The organism is Streptomyces sp. NPDC053560 (assembly GCF_044544605.1).
Lineage (GTDB): Bacteria > Actinomycetota > Actinomycetes > Streptomycetales > Streptomycetaceae > Streptomyces.
The window spans coordinates 109,476-128,848 of the sequence record NZ_JBITXI010000003.1; the positions used below are offsets into that span (position 1 = coordinate 109,476).

Below are 19,373 nucleotides of genomic sequence, written 5' to 3' on the forward strand. Positions count from 1 at the left end.
CGCCCCCCCCCCCCCCCCCCCCGCCCCCCCCCCCCGGCCCCCCCCCCCCCCCCCGGGGGGGGCGCCCCCCCCCCCGGCCCCCCCCCCCCCCCGGCACTGTTACCGCGGTTACGCCTTCATGGCACCGGCGGCAGGAAGACGAGACAGAGTCCGTCGTGACCGCCGACTTGGACGTCGACCGACCGCAGGTCGTTGACCACGTTGACGTCCCTGCCCGTCAGGGCGTCATGGGCCGTCCAGCCCGGCTCGAAGTACTCCGAGGCCACGGAGCCGGAGGCCGGTTCGGGCCCGAAGTTGAGTACGGTCGCCTGGATCCTCCCGGCGTCGTCCAGCCGGTGCACCATGATGAGCAGGGCGGGGTTCACCACCGACGGGATCTCGATCTGATCGGCGGTGGCAACGCCCGTCTCCTCCCGCACCCGCAGCAGGTGTTTGAGGCGTGCGGCGAAGGAGTCGGGGTCGGCGAGTTGCTCAGGGAGGCTGCCGTAGAGGCTGTGAGCCTTGGGCATGCCCGAACCGGATGTGGTTGCTTCGGGCCGGTAGCCCATCAGGTCGTAGGCGCCCCGGTGGATCCAGCGGGTGTCGCCGGTCGCGAGCAGGGGCCCGACAGCCTCCCGGTCCAGGGTGAGCAGGCCGCACAGGTCCCAGCCGGAGAGCGCGAAGACACCGGGTTGCAGGGCATTGAACATCGCCAGCAGCAAGTGTGCGCGCTTGATGCTCTCCACGTCTTCCTGCGCGAAGCGGTCGAGCGTTGTGTACCCGAGGGCAGCCGCGATGACGCTGACCGTCGTGGAGGCGATGCCATTGGTGGTGAAGACCGCGTTGTACGGAGCGTCGGGCCCGACCAGTGTCTGCACCAGCTCGCCGCGCACGTGCTCGGCGAGCTGTTCGCCTGTCACCTCAACACCGTGATAGGCGAAAAGCTCATCCTTCGACGTGGTGAAGTGCACCAGCTCGTAGGTGAGTTCGTCGTGGTTCTGCAGTGCGTGGACCAGGCCGGCAGCCGCCACACCCTTGTCCAGGGAGAGGTTCAGCGTCAGGCGCAGGAACTCGGTGTCCCCGGTGGCCAGGGCGTGGTGGTAGGCGGGACGGTTGACGAAGTCGTACGAGAGGTCCGCGCCGGCCTCGGAGGTGACCTTGATGTCGTCGATCGTCAGGTTCAGCTCCTGGAAGGTGAAGCCGCCCAGCTTGCGCACCATGCTGGCGATCAGCTGATTGGCGGCCTCCGACAGCGGGTGCCCTTCCGACCAGGCCGGCAGGCCCTCGGCGCTCTTCTCCACGCCCAGGAAGCCATTGGCGTCCAGGCGGAGTGCGCCGGAGCCGAGGTCGCCGAGCGAATGCAGGGCGTCCCCGATGACGAGCCTTATGCCGGCGAAGGTGGGGTCGAGCCAGTTGATGGAGGGCTGCCCCTCCTTGAAGTAGTGCAGGTAGACCCAGCGCCGGCTGACGCCGTCCGGCCCGAGGACCGCGCGCGTGGCGCTCCAGTTGGTGTCCTTCACACCGGGGTCGTGGAAGATGACCCGCTGGAGGCGGCCGATGATGTAGCCCGCCTTCTCCAGCGCCTCCTCGGCCTCGACGTCGAGGTTGACCGAGTCGCGTTCCGGCGGCACTTCGGGCAGCAGGTACCAGTCCTCGGGCTCGATCTGGACCATGTGGTAGATGCCCGGGTAGTCGTCGACATTCATCTCGGCCAGCCGGAAGTCCGGGCCCTTGCCGGTGTGCCCCGGCACGATGTCGTCGATGACCGTGCCGCCCTGTTCGGCCGCCACCTCGCACATCCGCCGGAAGTCGTCCTCCGTGCCGAACGCCTCGTCGATGGCGGTGCTGATGCGGTCGAAGTGCCCGTCGACGGTGGGCGTGGCGTCCCATCCCGAGATGCCGCCGGCGCGCTTCACCGGCCCGGTGTGGACGGCCCGCACACCGAGGTCGGAGAAGGCACGCCACAGCTCGGGGTCGGCCAGGGTGCCCAGGAAGCTGTCGCCGGGGCGGGTGATGAAGGAGATGGGGTACGCCGTGAACCACACCGGGGCGGCATCGACGGCCGCCTTGGGATTGGGCCGCGCGAAGGGGTTCTGCCACATGATGCCCTGGCCGGTGAGCTGTACCGACAGGTCCCTGGCGTCCTGCAGCATGGAGTGCCGGCGCAGCCAGGCCACGTATTCGGGGTTGGTACCGACCGGGTCCTGCCGGCGTTCGGGAGGCTGCGGCTGTTGCTGCTGCCGCAGCCGCGCGCGCGGCCGCAGGGACCGGGGCCGCGCCGGGTAGAACTGCTCCGAGTAGGTGATCTCTGTCGGTTCGTGCCGGGTCTCGTGCGAATCGCCGGCCGCCGCCTGCTCGTCGGTCATTGACACCTTCTTTCTGCCGCTCAGCTCGTCTGAATGCGTTTCCGACCTGTGGATATGAGGGGGTCGGACGAGGTGGGCGACCCGCGCAGCAGTGATCGCCGCGCAAGCTGCACGTGTCGTTGAGCGCATGCCGGTGGCAGGGGGCACGTGAGCGACCGGTTCACGAGACCTTCTTGTGGAGTGCTGATGAGGGACTACAGGGCGGGTGCCGTTGCCCGTTGCTCAGCTGGCAGAGCGAGCTGACGCTCTGCCGCATCGAGAACGGCGACGATGTTGCGGGCGTAGGCCGCGTCGAGCGGATGAGCTCGTCCGTCGCGGCCGGCCACTGCCTCCTGAAACTGGTCCACCGCTCGGTGGCAGGCTTCCCGCAACGTGCCGGTCGGCAGTTTCAGGGACTCGCGGCCCGCCGGGCCCCAGACGGTGATGACCGACTCCTGGGCCTTCGCGGGTGCGGTGACAGTCAGGGTCATTGAACTGACGGGTCCACCGGTATGTTCATTGCCCATATGTACCGTATCGCGCATTCCTCGTACTGCAGCGACTCGTTCCACAGGGGGCAAGAGCGACAGGATCAGGGAGAGGGCATGCGGGCCCCAGTCCCACAGCCCTCCTCGCTCCCGGCGCCAGACCGACCCGGCGTACGGGCTCCCCGGCGTGTCGATGCTGCCGGCACAGCGCACGGATACGCCTTCCCAGGGGCCATGTGCGGCAGCGAGGGTCTGCATACGGGCCAGCCAAGCCGTCACCTCCTCCTGGAACAGGAAGGTCATGAAGCTGAGGCTGGTGACTCCCGACTCCGCGACGGCTCTGACGACGTCGTCGGCGGCCGGCACGTCCAGGGCGAGGGGCTTGTCGAGCAATAGGTGTTTCCCGGCCCTCGCCGCCCGGACCGCGAGGGACGCCTGGACATCGGGGGGCAGGGCGATCGCGACCGCGTCCACGGCGTCGAGCAGCGCGTCCAGATCGGTGAAGCCCCGGCCGCGGCCCACGCCCGCCGCGGCGTGCTCGGCCTTGGCGCCGTCGCGCCCCCAGAAGCCGACGAAGTCCACATCAGGTCGTTCGGCCAGCACCGTGCCATGACACGACCGGGCCCAGTAGCCGGTGCCGAGCACGGCGAACCGGAGCGGCGAGCCGGACGGCCGCCGGCCTACGGCCGGGGCCGGGGCCGGGGCCGAGGCCGAGGCCGTGGCCGGTGCCTGGTCGGGACCCGTCATGGTGTTCTCCCGTGGAACGTTCGGGGGACGAGAGAGCCTACGGTACGTCAGGAGGTTTGTGGAAAACGGATGTTGAGTCCGCATGGCTCGGATCGAGCCAACGGTGGTGATGACCTTGCCGTGGGTGAAGAAGCCGATGCCCGGTAGGACGCGCGCGGCGGCCCAGCTCGTCGCGGACCGACCGGACCTCCTCCGTTCTCGCAACGGTGTGTAGTCGCTCCGGGCCGAGGTCCTGGGTCGTGTCCGCAAAGTCGTTTGGTAGTTGGTCGGTTTGTGGTGCGTCGTCATGAGCTGACTGATCAGGCGTGGGCGGTGATCGAGCCGATGCCGGCTCGCGCGGAGGGGGCGGCCGGTACGGGACCGCCGACAGGTGATGAACGGGAGCTTGTCGAAGCTGTCCACCGGGGCTGCCCGGCGGGACCTGCCGGAACGCTACGGCCCGTGGAAAACGGCCTACGAGCGATTCCGGCGCTGGTCGGCCGACGGCACCTGGGATCGTCTGCTGGCCCACGTCCAGCAGCACTCCGACGCTGCCGGCGAGGCCGACCGGCCGATCGTGTGTGCCGACTCCACCACCGTGCGGGCCCACCAGCATGCCGCCGGCGCGCAAAAAAGAGGCAGGACCGGCCCGGCAAGGCGATCGGCCGCTCCCGCGGCGGACTGACCAGATCAACGGCCGCATCCGGCGGCGGGAGAGTCGGTGCCGGCTCACAGACAGGCTTACGCCTTGCCGTCCGCGGGGTGGGCGAGCCGGGTCGGCAGGTCCATCAGCATCGCGGGCTCGCCGGGGCCCAGGTGGGCAACCAGGCGCTCTCCCAGCGGGTTCGCCGCCACGTGTGCTGCTGCGTCGAAGAGTTCGAGTCCCTCGGGCGTGATCTCCACCGCCCGCATCTCCCAGCACTGGTACGTCGACGTCATGAGCCCTGGGCGGGCCCTGCCTCGCGCGAAAACCGAAGCCCGTGAGGGGACGCCACGGCGTCGTGAGCCTCTCTCGCGCCTGCCTGGGTGCATGCTCGCTCTATGAGCGACCTCTCCCCACCCGGCACAGTACGGATGGCCACCGCCCAGGGCCGCTGGGTCCTGCTCACGGCCGTCCTCGGCTCGGGCATGGCGATGCTCGACAGTACCGTCGTCAACGTCGCCCTGCCCCGCATCGGTACGGACCTGAACACCTCACTGGCCACCCTCCAGTGGACCGTCAACGCCTACCTGCTCACCCTGGCCGCTCTGCTGCTGCTCGGCGGCGCACTCGGTGACCGCTACGGCAGGCGCCGGATCTTCCTCATCGGCATGGTGTGGTTCGCCGCGGCCTCACTCCTGTGCGGACTGGCACCCAACGCCGCGGTACTCCTCACCGCCCGCGCCCTCCAGGGCGTCGGCGGAGCCCTGCTCACCCCAGGCTCGCTCGCCCTCATCCAAGCCGTCTTCCATCCCGACGAGCGGTCCCGTGCGGTCGGTGCCTGGTCCGGCCTGGGCGGCGTGGCCACCGCGGCCGGCCCCTTCCTCGGCGGCTGGCTCGTGGACGGCCCCGGCTGGCGCTGGGTGTTCTTCCTCAACGTGCCCGTGGCGGCAGTGTGCGTACCCCTCGCCGCCCGCCACGTGCCCGAGACCCGGGACCCCACCGCGCACGGCCGGTTCGACGTACGGGGTGCCGTGCTCGGCGCGCTGGCGCTGGGCGCGGTGACCTACGCACTGATTGCCGCACCCGGCCGGGGCACGGCACCTGACGTACTGCTCGCCGCGACCGCCGGCGTGCTGCTCGCGGTCGCCTTCCTCCGCGTCGAACGCAGTGACCCCGACCCCATGCTGCCCCCATGGCTCTTCGGGTCGCGGCAGTTCACCGCGGTCAACGCCGTCACTGTGTGCGTCTACGCGGCCTTCGGCGGGTTCTTCTTCCTCACCGTGCTGTACCTACAGGTGGGCGCGGGGTACTCCGCGCTCGTCGCCGGGACCGCGCTGCTGCCCACCACCGTGCTGATGCTGCTGCTCTCCGCCCGCTCCGGAGAACTGGCCCAACGCATCGGGCCCCGCATCCCGCTCACGCTCGGCCCGCTGGTGTGCGCCACCGGGATGCTGCTGATGACGCGGGCGGGCACCGACGCCTCGTACCGCACCGAAGTCCTGCCCGCCGTGACCGTGCTGGGCCTCGGCATGGTCCTCCTCGTCGCACCACTCACCGCCACCGTGCTGGCCTCCGTCGACGTCACACACGCCGGACTGGCCAGCGGCGTCAACAACGCGGCCGCACGCGCGGCCGGCCTGCTCGCCGTTGCCGCCTTGCCCCTCCTTGCCGGCATGGGACCGGAGGCGTATCGCTCGGCCACCGCGTTCGCGGCCGGCTATCGGCGGTCCCTCTTCCTCTGCGCGGTCCTCCTCGCCATCGGCGCGGCCCTCGCCTGGTTCCCCCTGCGTTCCCGCGCCCCGGAACGCGCCAGGGCGGAGACGACGCGGACGGCCCGGAAGAGCCAAGCACAGGAACAGGAGAGCGACGTCCAGGCACAGCACTGTCGTCCTCAGTGCACCTACCACTGCGGCGTATCGGCACCACCCCTCGACCCCGGAACCCCGCGATCGGCCCCACCGCGTACGAGCAGCGACTGATTTCTGTCCTGAGCGAGCTCTCTATTCGCGCCCCCCGTACGACCGCTTCCCGTACGACCGCTTTACGGCTGGCCGTCGTCACGGACCCACATGCACGTACTCCGGGCCTCTATGGACCCGGAGTACGTGTACGGCGTCATCGCGCGCTCTCCGCTTCTCCGCGGAGCAGACGCTCAGAGGCCCATGGAGGCCCGGAACTCCTCGAACGAGACCTTGCGGTCACCGTCGGTGTCGATGGTGTCGATGAGCGCCTGCGCGGCCTCATCGGTGACGCCCTGCTCGCCGAGTTCCTCGACGACCTTCCGGTACTCCTCTGCGGTCAGCTGACCGTCACCGTCGAGGTCGTAACGCTCGAAGACCTTCTGCGCTGCGGCTGTCATGTCTACCACGTGGGCGCCTTTCTCTCGCTGTTCCAAGACCGGCCCCACCCTAGTAGGCGTGGTCGGGTTCGTTCTCCGGTGGTGTGTCCGGGGAAACGCCCGTCCGATCGGGGGCGACGCCTGATCGAGTGTGACGCCTCCATCACCTTCAGCCGGTCCTCCGCGCTCTCACCATCAACGTGCCGACGCACTCCGGGTCCGGCGCGGGCAGGACGTGGGCGTCGATGTCGGTGAACCCGGTGCGCTGCAGCAGGCCGGCCCACCACTCCGGCCCGTAGGACCAGCGGACGAAGGGGAGCTTCCGGCCGCTGAATCCGTTGCCGTACATGGCGTACGGGCCCTCGAAGCCCTCGATCGGCTCGGCCTGGGAAAGTGCCAGCAGGCCACCGGAGTTGAGGCGCTTGGCGATGCGCGGCACCAGCTTCTCGGGGTCGGTGAACCACACAGCGCCCCACATGGAGAAGACCGCGTCGTACGTCGCCTCCGTGGTGTCCAGGTAGTCGCACACCTCCGCGTGTACGAAGCGCAGCCCGGGAACATCGGCCCACCAGCGGCGAGCACGGGCGATCTGGAAGTCGGAGAAGTCCAGCGCGGTCACCTCCATCCCCGAACGGGCGAGGACGACAGCGTCCGTTCCCTCAGCCGAACCCAGCTCCAACACGGTCCGCGGGCTGCCCAGCCACTCCACGCCCGGCCCGTGCCCGTCGTACTGCGTCCACTCGAAGGCCCCGACCTCGGGGGCAGGCTGCTCGCCCGCACCGCGATGCGGCTTGTAGGTGTCCCAGTAGTCAGGCAGGGTGACCGCTTCACGCGCCATAGAAGTCCTCCTGATGGGTTCGACAGTGCTGGTTGGAGAGGGCTGGATCGGCAGGGCTGGATCGGCAGGGCCGGGGATCACCTCCGCCGGGGTGTGCGGTCAAAGGTGTTGGCGGCCGTGCGGCGTGACCGTCAGGCCGAAGGATGCGATGTCCGGTCGACCACGGACGGCGTACTCCGCCTCGCCCTCCGCGGCCTCAACCCACAGGCCCCTCGGCCCGTGCACCGTCACCGTCCCGCCACCGGCCACGGCCGCCGAGCCGTCCTCGCTCTCCAGCCACACGGTCCGGACAGCCGCCCGGTGCGAGCTGGGCGACCAGCGACGGCGGAACCTCGCGCAGCGCACAGGTGGACAGGATCCGGTCGTACGGGGCGTGGTCGCCCAGGGCGACCATCGAGGGCATGGAGTTGGCGGACGTGGCGGTGCCGGGCCCGTCCGGCTCGCCGTCGTCCAGCTGGGTGACCACGGGCTCATTCGAATAGAGCAGGTCCATCCGCTCCTGGCCGGTGACCAGCTCGCAGGAGCGCCGCAGTTGCTTCCCTCTCCGACGAGCGCGGCCTGTCCCGGATGCACCGTTGGAGAACGGGGAGAGGTCGTGGTCACGGGATCAGTTCTTGGGGGCGGCTGCCGTCCGGGCTGGGCTCGCCGTCCGGCACCGGCCAGGGCTGGTCATCGGGCGGGCCGCCGTGCTCGCCACCGTCATCCCTGGTCACGGCCGTGCGGGAATCGGGCATGACAGCCTCCACTGCGGCCTCCTCTGCGGTCGGATGCTTCTCGCGACGCTACGGCGGACGTCGGACGCCGTGAAGAGCGCACGGAGGCACGCCGCCCGAAAGCGCGACCGGGCCGGATTCTGAGAAAGACGGAGCCGGGCGGGCGCAGGGCCCCAGGGCGCAGGGCGCAGGACCGCAGTCAAGTGGCTGTCAGACGATGATTTCGCCGGGCCGCGACTGGACGGCGTCCAGGGTGGAGAGAGTCTGCTCGTCGAGTGTGATGGCGCCGACGGCGACGTTGGCCTCGAGGTGTTCGGCGTTGGCGGTACCGGGGATGAGCAGCACGTTCGGGGCGTGGTGGAGCAGCCAGGCCAGTGCGACCTGGGCAGGTGCGGCGCCGAGGTCACGCGCGGCGGTGATGACCGCGGGCTCGTCGGTCACCTTCGGCATGCCCGCGAAGGCGCTGCCGAGGGGGAAGTAGGGAACCCAGGCGATGCCTTCCTCAAGGCAGAGGCGGAGCATGTCCTCGTCGTCGCGGGCCACGAGGCTGTAGGCGTTCTGGACGCATGCGATGCCCGCGGGCAGGGCGGTGCGCAGGACGTCGAGTGAGACGCTGCTGAGGCCGATCGCGCCGATCTTGCCTTCGTCGCGCAGCGCCGTCATCACGGCGAGCTGGTCGTCGAGGGGTACGACCTGGTCCCCTTCGGCGCGCAGACCGGGGCCGTTGTCGGTGCGGCGGAGGTTGACCAGAGGGATCTGTTCCCTCCCCAGCGTCGTCAGGTTGTCCTCGACGGCGGCCCGCAGCTGTTCGGGGCGCTGGGCGAGGCGGAGGGGAAGCGGGCCCTCGGTGTCGGGCTCGGCGCCGACCTTGCTCACCACCATGACGTCGTCCTCCGGGCGGACCGCTTCGCGGATCACCTCGTTCACGAAGCCGTGGCCGTAGAAATGCGCGGTGTCGATGTGGTCGATGCCGAGCTCGATGCAGCGGCGCAGCACCGCGATCGCCGCCTTGCGGTCGTTGCGCAGGCGCTCCAGTTGCATCGCGCCGAAGCCGATCCGGGAGACGGTGCGGCCTGCGAGGTCTCCGGGGCCGCCGGCGCGCTGCGCGCCGGTCGCGGTGACGGGAAGAGATCGGGCGGGGGAAGCCATGGGCTCTCTCCTTCGCGTGGGATCATAGGCGAAACGGAGCCACTCCGTTTCGCTCACCACTTCACCGTAGCACTAACCGGAGGTCCTCCGTTTTGCCTGAGACCGAACCCCCGACCAGTGGCAGCAGCGCGTCGACGCCCGGCCGGCCCGCACGCGCCGACGCGCGGCGCAACCGCGACAAGCTCCTCGCCGCAGCCCGGGACGCCTTCGCCGCAACACCGGACGCCGTCCCACTGGACGCCGTCGCCCGCGCGGCCGGCGTCGGGATCGGCACGCTGTACCGGCACTTCCCCACCCGCGAGGCACTCGTGGAGGCCGTGTACGCCGCGGAACTCGACAAGGTCGTCGCCAGTGCACCGCCGCTCCTCGATGAGCTGGAGCCCGCGGCCGCACTGCGCGCATGGCTGACTCAGTACGCGGCGTTCTTCCAAATAAAGCGCGGCATGTCCGACACACTGCGCGCCGGCTGGGCATCGGGCACCATCGCCACACCCGCAACCCGGGAACGCATCACCGCCACCATCGCCATGATGCTGAGCCGCGGCGCAGAAACCGGCTCACTGCGCCCGGACGTCGACCCGGAGGACGTCACGATGATGATCCTCGGCGTCTTCCTCTCCACCACGGCGACGGACTCGACGGAGAGGACCGACCAGCTCCTCGACCTGATCGTCGACGCTCTCCGCCCGCGCCCCGGGCCGAAGAGCCACTGAAGGACCCGCAGCTGAACACATGCCACACTTAGGTGAGCCTAAGTTTACTTGATTGGGTGGAGAGAGCTCCGCGGAACACGGTCAAGGAGTGGACATGGGGAACCTCAGCGGGAAGGTCGCGCTGGTCACCGGCAGCAGTCGGGGCATCGGGCGGGGCATCGCCGAACGGCTGGCCCGGGACGGCGCTCTGGTAACCGTGCATTACGGCAGCGACGAGGCGGCGGCCAAGGAGACCGCCGCCGCCATCACCGAGGCCGGTGGCCGGGCATTCATCGTGGGCGCCGAGCTGGGCGTTCCCGGCGACGTGGACACGCTCGCGGCCGGGCTGGAGGCCGGACTGGGCGCACACGGGGAATCGGCGGTCGACATCCTGGTTCACAACGCGGGGCTCAACCTCATGGGGCGGCCGATCGAGGTGCTCACTCCCGAGGAGTTCGACCAGATGGTCGCGGTCAACGTCAAGGCACCGTTCTTCCTCACCCAGCGGCTGCTGCCACGGCTGCGCGACGGCGGCCGGATCATCAACATCTCATCCGTCTCCACGCGGATCGCCTCCGCCCACGGCATCGGATATCCGCTCACCAAGGGCGCACTCGAAGTGTTCAGCCAGACCCTGGCCAAGCACCTCGGCCCCCGCGGAATCACCGTGAATTCCGTAGCCGTCGGATTCACTCGCACCGACATGACCGCCGAGGTGCTGGCCGACCCGGCGAACCTGGAGCGGAACATCAGCCTGACCGCTCTCGGCCGGATCGGCCAGGTCACGGACATCGCCGACGCGGTCGCCTTCCTGGCCTCCGACGACGCCCGCTGGATCACAGGCACCAAGGTCGACGTCACCGGCGGCGTCAGCCTTTAGCGCCTGTAGCAATCTCCGTCGTCATCGGCGGGCCAGGGTGAGGAGGATGGTGGCGGCCAGCGCTGCTCGGGCGAGCATGCCGGATACGTACGTGCTCTCCGAACGGGCGTGGGCGCCATGGCCGACAGCGCCGATGCCGTCCAGTACCGGTACGCCGGCGGCGGCGAGGAAGTTGCCGTCGCTCGCTCCGCCGACCGAGGCCTCGGGCAGGTCGTACCCGAGCAGCCCTGCGCAGGCTTTCGCCAGGTGCGCGAGTGCGGCGACTTGCTCGCTTCGTTCGAAGACGGGGCGGTTCCAGTCCCCCGTGACCTGCAATTGCGTACGGACGTCAATGGGTTGGAGGTCGGCGAGCGCCTTCGCGATGCGCTGCTGTTCGGCGGCGGATGCCACGCGCACGTCGAGGCGTGCGGTGGCGCGGCCCGCCGTGACATTGCTGCGCGTGCCGCCTTCGATCACTCCGACGTTGAGGGAGGTTCCGGCTTCGTTGTCGCGTAGTTGCGTCAAGTGCAGGATCTGGTGCGCCAGTTCGTCTACGGCGCTGGCTCCAGCGGTGGGGTCCAGTCCGGCGTGGGCCTCGGTGCCAGTGACCGTAAGGGCGAACAGTCCGACTCCCTTGCGGGCAGTCTTGATGGCGCCGTCGGCTGCGCCTTCGAAGACCATGGCGAGCCGGGCGTCGCGGGCTTCCTCGACGATCGCCTCATGTGAGGCGAGGCTTCCGGTCTCTTCGTCGCCGTTGAGAATGAGGGTGAGGGCCGGGCGGGGCAGGTCGAGGGCGTCGAGCGCGCACAACGCCCACACGGCCTGGACGAGGCCGGCCTTCATGTCGAAGACGCCGGGCCCGGTGATGAGGTCGCCCTCCCGGCGGAAGGGCCAGCTCTCCAGGGTGCCGGTCGGCCACACGGTGTCGTAGTGGCCCACCAGCATGACGGTCCGGTCGTCGGCCGCTGTCGCCCCGCGCGCCTGGTAACGGCGGATCAGGATGTCTCCGGCCTCGTCGCGCGGGAGGATCTCCTCCGTCTCCGGTGCCCCCAGACGCTGGTCCAGCCAGTCGCGCAGCCAGGTGAGGCAGGCGTCCAAGGCGTCCAGATCGTCGCTGGCACTGCCCTGCGCGGTGTACGCCGCGAGGTCGGCGATCATGTCTTCGCGATGGCGTTCCAGCCAGCGTTGCACTGCCATGGCCTGGTCGCTGTCGGGCACGCGGTCAGCGGCCGGCTGTGTGGCAAGCCTGTCGAGTTCGGCGATCCGGGCTTCGGTCATCTTCTGTGGTGCGCCTTCGAGTTCGCGCAGACCGTGCATGACGGACTGCAGCAGGGTCGTGGGCAGGCCCTCGTGTGCGGCGTACGCGATGATGTCGGTGTAGTGCGTGGTGACTTCGACGGGCCGGTGGCGTACGGCCAGGTCGCGCCAGATGCCGCTGCGGTCCTTTGTCTGGGTGCGCAGCCAGGCGGTGAGGCGGCCGAAGGCGGCGTCGCGTGCTGCGGCGTCGCTTTCCTGCCGGAAGGGGTGGGGGTCGAAGGCGTCGAACGGCTCCAGTTTGACGCCGCGTTGGTCGGCCACGGCGAAGATCTCGCCCGTCAGCCCGGCCATGGCGGGACGGTGGCGGTCGATGAGGTCCGCCATGGGCGCGTCGGCGAGTGCTGTGGCCGCGAGCATGGCGCCGAACCCGGCCTTGGCCCACAGGTAGCCCTCGACGTTGTCGCTGGCCTGGGCGGGGCCCCAGCTCTGCAGGTCGGCGACCAGGTCGCGGACGCGATCGCTGACGGGCGCACCGTTGGGTTCGCCGACGACCAGGGCTCCGGCGCCACCATCTTGGATCACGCCCGGTTCGACGACGTCGGCGAAGATGTTGACGAAGGCCGCGATGGTGCGATGAGCGCCGATGCGGCGAGCGATCAGGTCCTCGTTGAACCCGTTCTGTACGGAGACGACGTACCCATGCGGGTCCAGGCGAGGGGCAATCCAGTCGATGGCGCCTTGGGTGGCCTGTGCCTTCACTGCCAGGAGGACACGCTCCAGGGGGCGGGTGAACTCCTGCGGCGTGGCGGCAGTGACCGGGATGCTGGTCCGGCCTTCGCCCCGGGCGAGGACGAGTCCGTGCGTACGTATGGCGTCGATGTGGGTGCGGTCGGTGTCGATGACGGTGACCGGGTGGCCCGCGCGGGCGAGGGCGAACGCGAGGGTGCCGCCGATCGCTCCCGCACCGACGATGGTGTAGGCGGCACGTTCAGGGCTGCGGGCGACTCGTTCGCCATCGCCAGCGGCTCGTTCAGGGCTGTGGTCGCTCATCGGGCGTGTTCCTCGTGTTCCTCTGTGGCGGCGGCCGCAAGGGGCTCCGCGGTCGCGGTGGCGCGGGTGTCGTGTGACTGCCAGATACGGGGCAGGTGGAGGGCTCCTGCGCTCGACCCACCGTCGACACGGAGGATCTCTCCGGTGATCCAGGAGGCTTCGGGTCCCGCGAGCCAGCACACGGCTCGGGCGATGTCCTGCGGCGTTCCGGGGCGGCCGAGCGGGTTGGCGCTGATGGCCTTGGCGTACTCGGCGGAGACCGGGTTGCAGTCGCTGTCGACCAGGACGAAGCCGGGGCTGACCGCGTTGACGCGAATGGCATGTCCGCCCAGTTCCAGGGCTGCGGCCCGGGTTGCCATGTCCAGGGCCGCCTTGGAGCTGGCGTACGGTCCGCCGCCCGGCCGTGAGCGCAGTGCCGCGCCGGAGGAGATGTTGATGACGGAACCCGGCCGGTCCGCCGCTATGGCGAGGCGGGCGAAGGCGGCGGTCGTCAGTACGGGGGCGCGGAGGTTGACCGCGAACAGCCGGTCCCAGGCGGCTGCGTCGACGTCCGCCATGTCCAGGGAGGGGTAGCGGCCTGCGGCGTTGACCAGGACGTCGACCGGGCCGTTTGCCGCCCAGGCCGCTTCGACCAGGGCAGCGGGGGCGTCGGGGTCGGTCAGGTCCGCAGCCCGGGTTGCCGCGTTCGTGCCGAAGCGGGAGGCCGTGTCGTGGAGTGCGTCGGGGTCGCGGTCGGCGAGTGTCAGGGAGGCGCCCTGGGCGGCGAATGCCTCGGCGATCGCACTGCCGATGCCGCCCGCGGCGCCGGTGACGAGTACGTGCGGCATCAGTGGAATTCCTTGTCCTTGGTCTCGGGCATCGTGAGATAGACGACGAGGGAGATCAGCGCGGCCGCTGCCACGTAGATCCACAACATGTCGCTGTGCCCGCTCTCGTGCAGCCACGTGGTGATGTAGGGGGCCGTCCCGCCGAAGAGGGCGACGGCCAGCGCGTAGGGCAGGGCGATGCCGGTGGCGCGCACTTCCGCCGGGAACTGCTCGGCCATGATGACGGCGCAGTTGGCGGAGTAGCCGAGGATCATCAGCATGCCCACGAGCTGGACCAGGAAGAGGCTGAGGAAGCTGTTGTGGAGCAGGTCCAGCAGGGGCCAGGCCAGGACGACGAATCCGCCGGCGAATCCGGCCATCGTGGGCTTGCGTCCGATGCGGTCCGAGAGCAGGCCGGCGAACGGGAGCGCGATCACAAAGATGATCAGGCACAGGGTCTGTGAGAGCAGGGCCGTCTTCAGCGGGATGCCGGTGGTCACATTCGCGTACGTGGGGAGGTAGTTGACCCAGATGTAGTAGGTGAGGGTGCCCGCGATCGTGATGCCGACGACGCGGAGCGTGGCTGCCGGGTGCTCGACGAACATGGCCTTGACGGGGTTGGTACGGGTGCGACCGCTCCCCTGGGCCTGGGTGAAGGACTCGGTGTCCTCGACGGAGATCCGCAGCCACAGGCCCACGAGGCCGAGCAGTCCTCCGAAGATGAACGCCACGCGCCAGCCCCAGGAGTGCAGGGTTTCGTCGCTCAGTATCGAGGTGGTGAGGGTGCCCAGGAGCGAGGCGATCAGGACGCCGCCGGCGACCGAGACCTGCTGCCAGGACCCGGCGAAGGCGCGGCGGCCTCGGGCTGCGGATTCGACGAGGAAGGCGGAGGACGAGCCGAATTCGCCACCGGCGGAGAAGCCTTGTACGAGGCGCGCGATGAGCAGCAGCAACGGCGATAGCACACCGATGGTGTCGTAGGACGGGGTGATGGCGATGATGAATCCGGCGCCCGCCATCAGGGCGACGGTGAGTGTCATGCCCTTCTTGCGGCCACGGCGGTCCGCGTAGGCGCCGAGTACCGCGGCACCGACCGGGCGCATGACGAATCCGACCGCGAACACCGCGAGGGTCGACAGCAGTGCGACGGCGCCGTTCCCCTTGGGGAAGAACTCGTCAGCGATGATCTTCGCGAAGATCGAGTACAGCGCCCAGTCCACCCATTCGACGGTGTTGCCGATGGTCCCTGCGACGATGGCCTTGCGCTGGGCGCCACTCAGTTTCCCGGTGGGCGAGCCGCCACTGTTCTCTCTTCGGGAACCGGCGGGCATGACAGATCCGGCGTTCATGGCGTGTGCTCCGGGGCGTCAGGGGCGGGACGGGAAGGGGCGGAGCCGTTCATCATGTTGCGTGCGGCATCGGCCAGTTGGGCGTGGGTGGCGAACCAGACATCGCGGTGTGCGGTGATGTGGTCGAGCAGTTCCCGCAGCACCACCAGGCGTGAGCGGTGGCCGATGACATGTGGGTGCAGGGTGAGCTGGAAGACACCGCCGGCACGGTAGGCGGCGTCGAACTCGTCCCGCCAGATCTCCCCGACGTCGCGGGGCCGGCTGTAGGGGCGGGCGGATCCGTAGCGGTCCATGGTGAAGTACGGCGCGTCGTCCCGGATCCAGTCGACCGGGATCTCGACCAGTCCGGTGGGCTGCCCGCCGGCGACGATCTCGTACGGCTCGTCGTCGGCCATGAGCGAGGAGTCGTAGGCGAATCCGAGTTCGCGCATGATGTCGAGGGTGGATGCCGAGAAGTCCCAGGAGGGGGTCCGGATCCCGACCGGGCGCTGTCCGGTCAGCGTCGTGAGGGTGTCCAGGGCGCGTGCGGTCAGCTCCCGCTCATCGCTGTGATCCAGGAGCATGTTCCGCTCGTGGATCCAGCCGTGGACGGCCAGCTCGTGCCCGTCCCGGGTGTAGGCGCGGGCTTCTTCCGGGTGGAGAAGCGCCGAGACGGCCGGCATGAAGAACGTCGCCGGTACTCCGTAGTGCGCCAGCAGCCGCAGAATCCTCGGGGCGCCGGCGCGTGCACCGTACTCGCCCTGGGCAAGCCTGCCGGGGCTGGTCTCGCCGTCCCGGAGGGGGATCGTCTCGTGGTCGGAGTCGAAGGAGAGGGCTACGGCGACGCGGGCACCGTCGGGCCAGCGTTCGGGGAGCAGACACCGGCCGGCGCGTACGGCGTCGACGTGGCCGCGCCACGTGCTCTCGGGCCAGCGCCAGCTCTCTGCGGGCAGGCTGAAGCCTTCTGGGGGCATGATGACTCCACGGTGGTGGTACGGGTCTGGGGAGGAGTGGGTGGTACGGCCGCTGCGGGCGACGGCGACGTGTTGTACGGAACCGGGGGCCGGTGGCTCAGGTGGTCAGTCAGATGGTCGGGGGGTGCGGTCCATCCGGTGCCACGAGTACTTCATCGTGACGAGGTGCAGTGTCACGTCGGAGGCGATGAGTCCGGGCAATGTCCCGATGACATCGCTGGTGTAGTGCAAGAGGTCGGCACGCCGGGGCAGCACCATGTGTCCGGCGAGGTTGAAGCGCCCGGTTGCCGCGGCGAGGAATTTCGTTCCCGGATGCCTGGCGAGCTGTCTGCCCGCGGTTTCCAGCTGGTCGGGCTTGATGGAGAGCCACACCATGAACTCCGCGTCGTAGCCGAGGAGGGATGGGTCGACAAGCGTGCGGAACTGGAGGATGCCGCGGGAGATGAGCCGGTCCAGGGCGCGCGCGACACTGGATTCGGCACGGTCCAGGCGCCGGGCCAGCACGCTGATCTGTGTCCGGCCGTCCTCCCGCAGCGCTGTGGTGATTTCCTGCTCCAGCGGGGTGAGCGCTTGTGGCGCGCGGTCCCGGTCGGTGCGGTCGCAGGAGGCCGAGGACGAGGCCGGCCTCAGGTCGGCGGCCGCAGCGGGAGGAAGCAGCCCGGTGTCCCACATCGCCGCCGAGGTGAACGCCCGGATCACGGGAACCGCCTCGGTGCTCGTGATGAGGTCCGCAGCGGGCAGATCCGTGAAGAGCATCCGCATCATCTCCTCGTTGTCACGGGCGACGAAGTCGACGATGAGATCGGCCGATCCGGTGACGACGGCCACGAAGCGTACGTCGGGGCTCGCGGCGAAGCGGTCCGCGACCTCCAGTCCGCGACCTGGGCGGGCCTGCACCCGGACCAGCATGGAGGAACCCTCCCGTGTCCGGTCCAGTTCCAGCGTGCCGATGACCCGTAACAGCCCTCGCTCGCGCAGGGCCGTGTAGCGGCGCTGGGCGGTGGTCTCGCTGGCACCCACCCAACGCGCTACCGCGCTCCACGGGGCACGACCGTTGAGCTGCAGGGCTGCGATGACGCGGCGGTCCAGCTCGTCGATGGAGTCCGCGAGGGCTTCCTGGGGCATGTGCTGAAGCTAACCAGCGACTTTCCGCCAGTCAATGGCGGAATCCTGCATCATTGCTGGTCAACACGCCGACATCCGGCACCGCGAGCCTTGAACGGAAGCAAAACCGCAGATCCGGCCCGCTCAGACGGATGCAGAGACCATGAAGGATTTCACCACGGCCGTTGCAGGAAAAGCCCCACTGAAGTGCCCCACTGAAATGCTCCGCCGAGAAGCTCCGCTGAAGAACTCCACCACCGGGCGCCCTCCCCCGGCCGAGACCCTGGAGCCATACCGCGAGCCCTGCTGCGGGCGGTCAGCGGAGGGCTGTGGCGTTGGCGGGTGAGCCGACTCCGCCGGTGAGGTTGAGCGGTTTGACGGTAAGCAGGCTGTCCCAGCGGCCGGTGGCGCGGCAGTCCTGGACGAGGGCCGTGAGATTCCACAGTTCGCCCAGGGGGAGGCCCAGCCTGGCGATCAGCTCCTGATGCATCATGCCGTTGTCCTCGGGCGCGCTGTGGTGGAAGTCGCTGCTCTCCAGCACGGGGAGGACCTCGACGGCGAAGGTGTCGGTGGCCATCAGGGCGATGCGATGGTCCCAGCACCACGCGGCGAAGGCACGGCTCTGGGCGAAGCCGGTGGCGCGGCGCCGGTCACGGGTGTCGGCGCGCTGTTCGGGGGTGGTCGTGAGGTACCAGTTGGCCCAGCCGGTGTGGACCATGACGAGATCGCCCGGTTCGACGTCGCAGCCCTGTTCGGTCAGGGCATCGTCGAGAAGGTCGGTGGTCAGGGCGGGTCCGTCGGCGTGGTGGAGTGGTGTGCCGCGGTCGCGAAGCAGTCCCTCGACGTCGAGCAGCAGGCCGCGGCCGGCCAGCGGAAGCTCGGCCCAGAGCTGCACGCCCAGGCGGGGGCTGCGGGGCGAGATCTCGTGGTCGGGTACGCCGTTGTAGAAGCCGTGTCCGGAGGCGCGGCGGTGGCGCAGTCCGTCGATCTGAGTACTGGCCTGGAGGTGGAAGTTGTCCAGGACGTCATCGCGGGCTTGGTCGTGCTTGGCGGTGATGCGGTGCTGGGGAATGCCGCGGGCCTTGGACATGGGCGGGTCGAAGGCGTCCAGGGGGTAGTCCAGGTTGAAGGCGCGGCCCTGGACGACGGCGTCGGCTGCGCGGCGGATCTGGGGTGGGCCGGCGAAGTTGGCCATGCCTCGTTCGGGCTGGTCGGTGAAGAGATGCCAGCTGGAGCCTGCCGGGGCGTCGGTTCGTTCGGTGAGCTGTCGGTAGGTGGGCAGAGGCATGTGGGCGGCTTTCTGTCAGGGGCAGCGCGCCGCGACCGCGTCGGCTGCCCGGCGTACTTCGTTGATGAGGCGTGTGTGGTCGTCGTCGGTGAGTTCGCCGCTGGATCCGGTGACGCTGAGTGCGCCCAGTACGTCGTCGCCGTGGCGGATGGGTGCGCTGACGGCGGTGACGTTCAGGGCGCGTTCGCTGAGGGACAGGGCGTAGCCGTCGCGCTGGACCTGCCGGAGATCGGCCCTCAGTTCATCGGCGGTGATGTGTTCGCCGGAGATACGGGTGAAGGGGGTGGCTTGCTCGATAAAGGTGTCGAGTTCGGTGTCGGGCAGCCATGCGGCCAGTGCTTTGCCGGCGCCGAGGTGCAGAGGGAGCTTCTCGCCGATGGGGAGTTGGTAGCGCAGGGGGTTGCGGCCCTGGACGCGTGCGATGAGTACGCGGGCCAGTCCCACGCGTACGTACAGGCTGGCCGTCTGACTGGTGGTGGCGGCCAGTTCTTGCAGGACGGGAAGGGCGATCTGACTGAGGCGGTTGTTGACCAGGAAGGCGTGGGCGGTGGCGACGGCCGCGGGGCCGGCGACGTAGCCGGTGTCCTCCTTCGCGGCGTAGCCGCGCTCGACGAGCACATTGAGGATGCGCTGGACGGTGGCGACGTGCAGGTTCGCGCGGCGGGCGACCTCGCTCAGGCGCAGGGGCTGGCGGGTGTCCTCCAGGACGCCCAGGACGTCGAAGGCCCGGTCGAGGGACCGCATGGCAGAGGCGGGCGGGGTGGTGGCCATGGAAGGGCTCCTGGATGGTCTGCTC

General features: G+C 69.7%; 18 protein-coding genes and 1 pseudogene. 4 read left to right on the forward strand and 15 right to left on the reverse strand.

The window, feature by feature from the left end:
* Positions 1-116 precede the first annotated feature (116 nt).
* A complete protein-coding gene (treS, locus tag ACIGQF_RS07285; protein ID WP_399706669.1) occupies positions 117-2,345 on the reverse strand; it encodes a maltose alpha-D-glucosyltransferase in 2,229 nt (742 codons plus the stop codon).
* Between the two features lie 194 nt (positions 2,346-2,539).
* A complete protein-coding gene (locus tag ACIGQF_RS07290; protein WP_399706672.1) occupies positions 2,540-3,559 on the reverse strand; it encodes a Gfo/Idh/MocA family protein in 1,020 nt (339 codons plus the stop codon).
* Positions 3,560-3,814: 255 nt separating this feature from the next.
* On the opposite strand from ACIGQF_RS07290, the pseudogene ACIGQF_RS07295 reads away from it, so the two are divergent.
* Positions 3,815-4,255, forward strand: a pseudogene (locus tag ACIGQF_RS07295) (IS5 family transposase); the annotation flags it as partial.
* 24 nt (positions 4,256-4,279) lie between these two features.
* Here ACIGQF_RS07295 and ACIGQF_RS07300 read toward each other — a convergent pair.
* Positions 4,280-4,477, reverse strand: a complete 198-nt coding sequence (locus tag ACIGQF_RS07300; protein ID WP_399707648.1) for a hypothetical protein — start codon at positions 4,475-4,477, stop codon at positions 4,280-4,282.
* A 102-nt stretch (positions 4,478-4,579) separates the two neighbouring features.
* On the opposite strand from ACIGQF_RS07300, the gene ACIGQF_RS07305 reads away from it, so the two are divergent.
* Positions 4,580-6,160 carry an MFS transporter gene (locus ACIGQF_RS07305; RefSeq protein WP_399706675.1) on the forward strand — a complete coding sequence of 527 codons (1,581 nt, stop codon included), beginning with the start codon at positions 4,580-4,582 and terminating at the stop codon, positions 6,158-6,160.
* A gap of 173 nt (positions 6,161-6,333) precedes the next feature.
* On the opposite strand, the gene ACIGQF_RS07310 is transcribed toward ACIGQF_RS07305, so the two are convergent.
* From ACIGQF_RS07310 to ACIGQF_RS07330, 5 genes are all read right to left on the reverse strand, one after another.
* Entirely contained in the window at positions 6,334-6,540 is a 207-nt protein-coding gene (locus ACIGQF_RS07310) for an EF-hand domain-containing protein (RefSeq protein ID WP_361554819.1), read from the reverse strand.
* Between the two features lie 148 nt (positions 6,541-6,688).
* Complete coding sequence (locus ACIGQF_RS07315) at positions 6,689-7,357, reverse strand: class I SAM-dependent methyltransferase (protein ID WP_399706679.1); 669 nt, start codon at positions 7,355-7,357, stop codon at positions 6,689-6,691.
* A gap of 196 nt (positions 7,358-7,553) precedes the next feature.
* On the reverse strand, positions 7,554-7,850 hold the full coding sequence (locus ACIGQF_RS07320; RefSeq protein ID WP_399706682.1) for a hypothetical protein: 297 nt from the start codon (positions 7,848-7,850) through the stop codon (positions 7,554-7,556).
* Between the two features lie 106 nt (positions 7,851-7,956).
* Positions 7,957-8,091: a hypothetical protein gene (locus tag ACIGQF_RS07325; RefSeq protein WP_399706685.1), complete on the reverse strand. Its 135-nt coding sequence runs from the start codon at positions 8,089-8,091 to the stop codon at positions 7,957-7,959.
* Between the two features lie 189 nt (positions 8,092-8,280).
* Positions 8,281-9,219 carry an aldo/keto reductase gene (locus ACIGQF_RS07330; protein WP_399706688.1) on the reverse strand — a complete coding sequence of 313 codons (939 nt, stop codon included), beginning with the start codon at positions 9,217-9,219 and terminating at the stop codon, positions 8,281-8,283.
* Between the two features lie 92 nt (positions 9,220-9,311).
* Between ACIGQF_RS07330 and ACIGQF_RS07335 the strand changes: the two genes are divergently transcribed.
* Positions 9,312-9,932 (forward strand): TetR/AcrR family transcriptional regulator, encoded by a 621-nt coding sequence (locus ACIGQF_RS07335; RefSeq protein ID WP_399706690.1) that lies wholly within the window; start codon positions 9,312-9,314, stop codon positions 9,930-9,932.
* 94 nt (positions 9,933-10,026) lie between these two features.
* A complete protein-coding gene (locus ACIGQF_RS07340; RefSeq protein WP_399706693.1) occupies positions 10,027-10,791 on the forward strand; it encodes an SDR family NAD(P)-dependent oxidoreductase in 765 nt (254 codons plus the stop codon).
* Between the two features lie 21 nt (positions 10,792-10,812).
* On the opposite strand, the gene ACIGQF_RS07345 is transcribed toward ACIGQF_RS07340, so the two are convergent.
* The 7 genes from ACIGQF_RS07345 to ACIGQF_RS07375 form a co-directional block, all read right to left on the reverse strand.
* Positions 10,813-13,077: a 2-dehydropantoate 2-reductase gene (locus ACIGQF_RS07345; RefSeq protein ID WP_399706695.1), complete on the reverse strand. Its 2,265-nt coding sequence runs from the start codon at positions 13,075-13,077 to the stop codon at positions 10,813-10,815.
* A complete protein-coding gene (locus ACIGQF_RS07350; RefSeq protein ID WP_399706698.1) occupies positions 13,074-13,904 on the reverse strand; it encodes an SDR family NAD(P)-dependent oxidoreductase in 831 nt (276 codons plus the stop codon). Before ACIGQF_RS07350 ends, ACIGQF_RS07345 begins: the two co-directional genes overlap by 4 nt.
* Positions 13,904-15,232, reverse strand: a complete 1,329-nt coding sequence (locus tag ACIGQF_RS07355; RefSeq protein ID WP_399706701.1) for an MFS transporter — start codon at positions 15,230-15,232, stop codon at positions 13,904-13,906. The genes ACIGQF_RS07350 and ACIGQF_RS07355 overlap by 1 nt, the downstream gene beginning before the upstream one ends.
* Positions 15,229-16,185: a polysaccharide deacetylase gene (locus ACIGQF_RS07360; RefSeq protein WP_399706702.1), complete on the reverse strand. Its 957-nt coding sequence runs from the start codon at positions 16,183-16,185 to the stop codon at positions 15,229-15,231. Before ACIGQF_RS07360 ends, ACIGQF_RS07355 begins: the two co-directional genes overlap by 4 nt.
* 105 nt (positions 16,186-16,290) lie before the next feature.
* Positions 16,291-17,310, reverse strand: coding sequence for an Lrp/AsnC family transcriptional regulator (locus ACIGQF_RS07365; RefSeq protein ID WP_399706705.1), 1,020 nt, complete (start codon positions 17,308-17,310; stop codon positions 16,291-16,293).
* Positions 17,311-17,605: 295 nt separating this feature from the next.
* Complete coding sequence (locus ACIGQF_RS07370) at positions 17,606-18,577, reverse strand: cyclase family protein (protein WP_399706707.1); 972 nt, start codon at positions 18,575-18,577, stop codon at positions 17,606-17,608.
* A gap of 15 nt (positions 18,578-18,592) precedes the next feature.
* Positions 18,593-19,348, reverse strand: a complete 756-nt coding sequence (locus ACIGQF_RS07375; protein ID WP_399706710.1) for an IclR family transcriptional regulator — start codon at positions 19,346-19,348, stop codon at positions 18,593-18,595.
* Positions 19,349-19,373 lie beyond the last annotated feature (25 nt).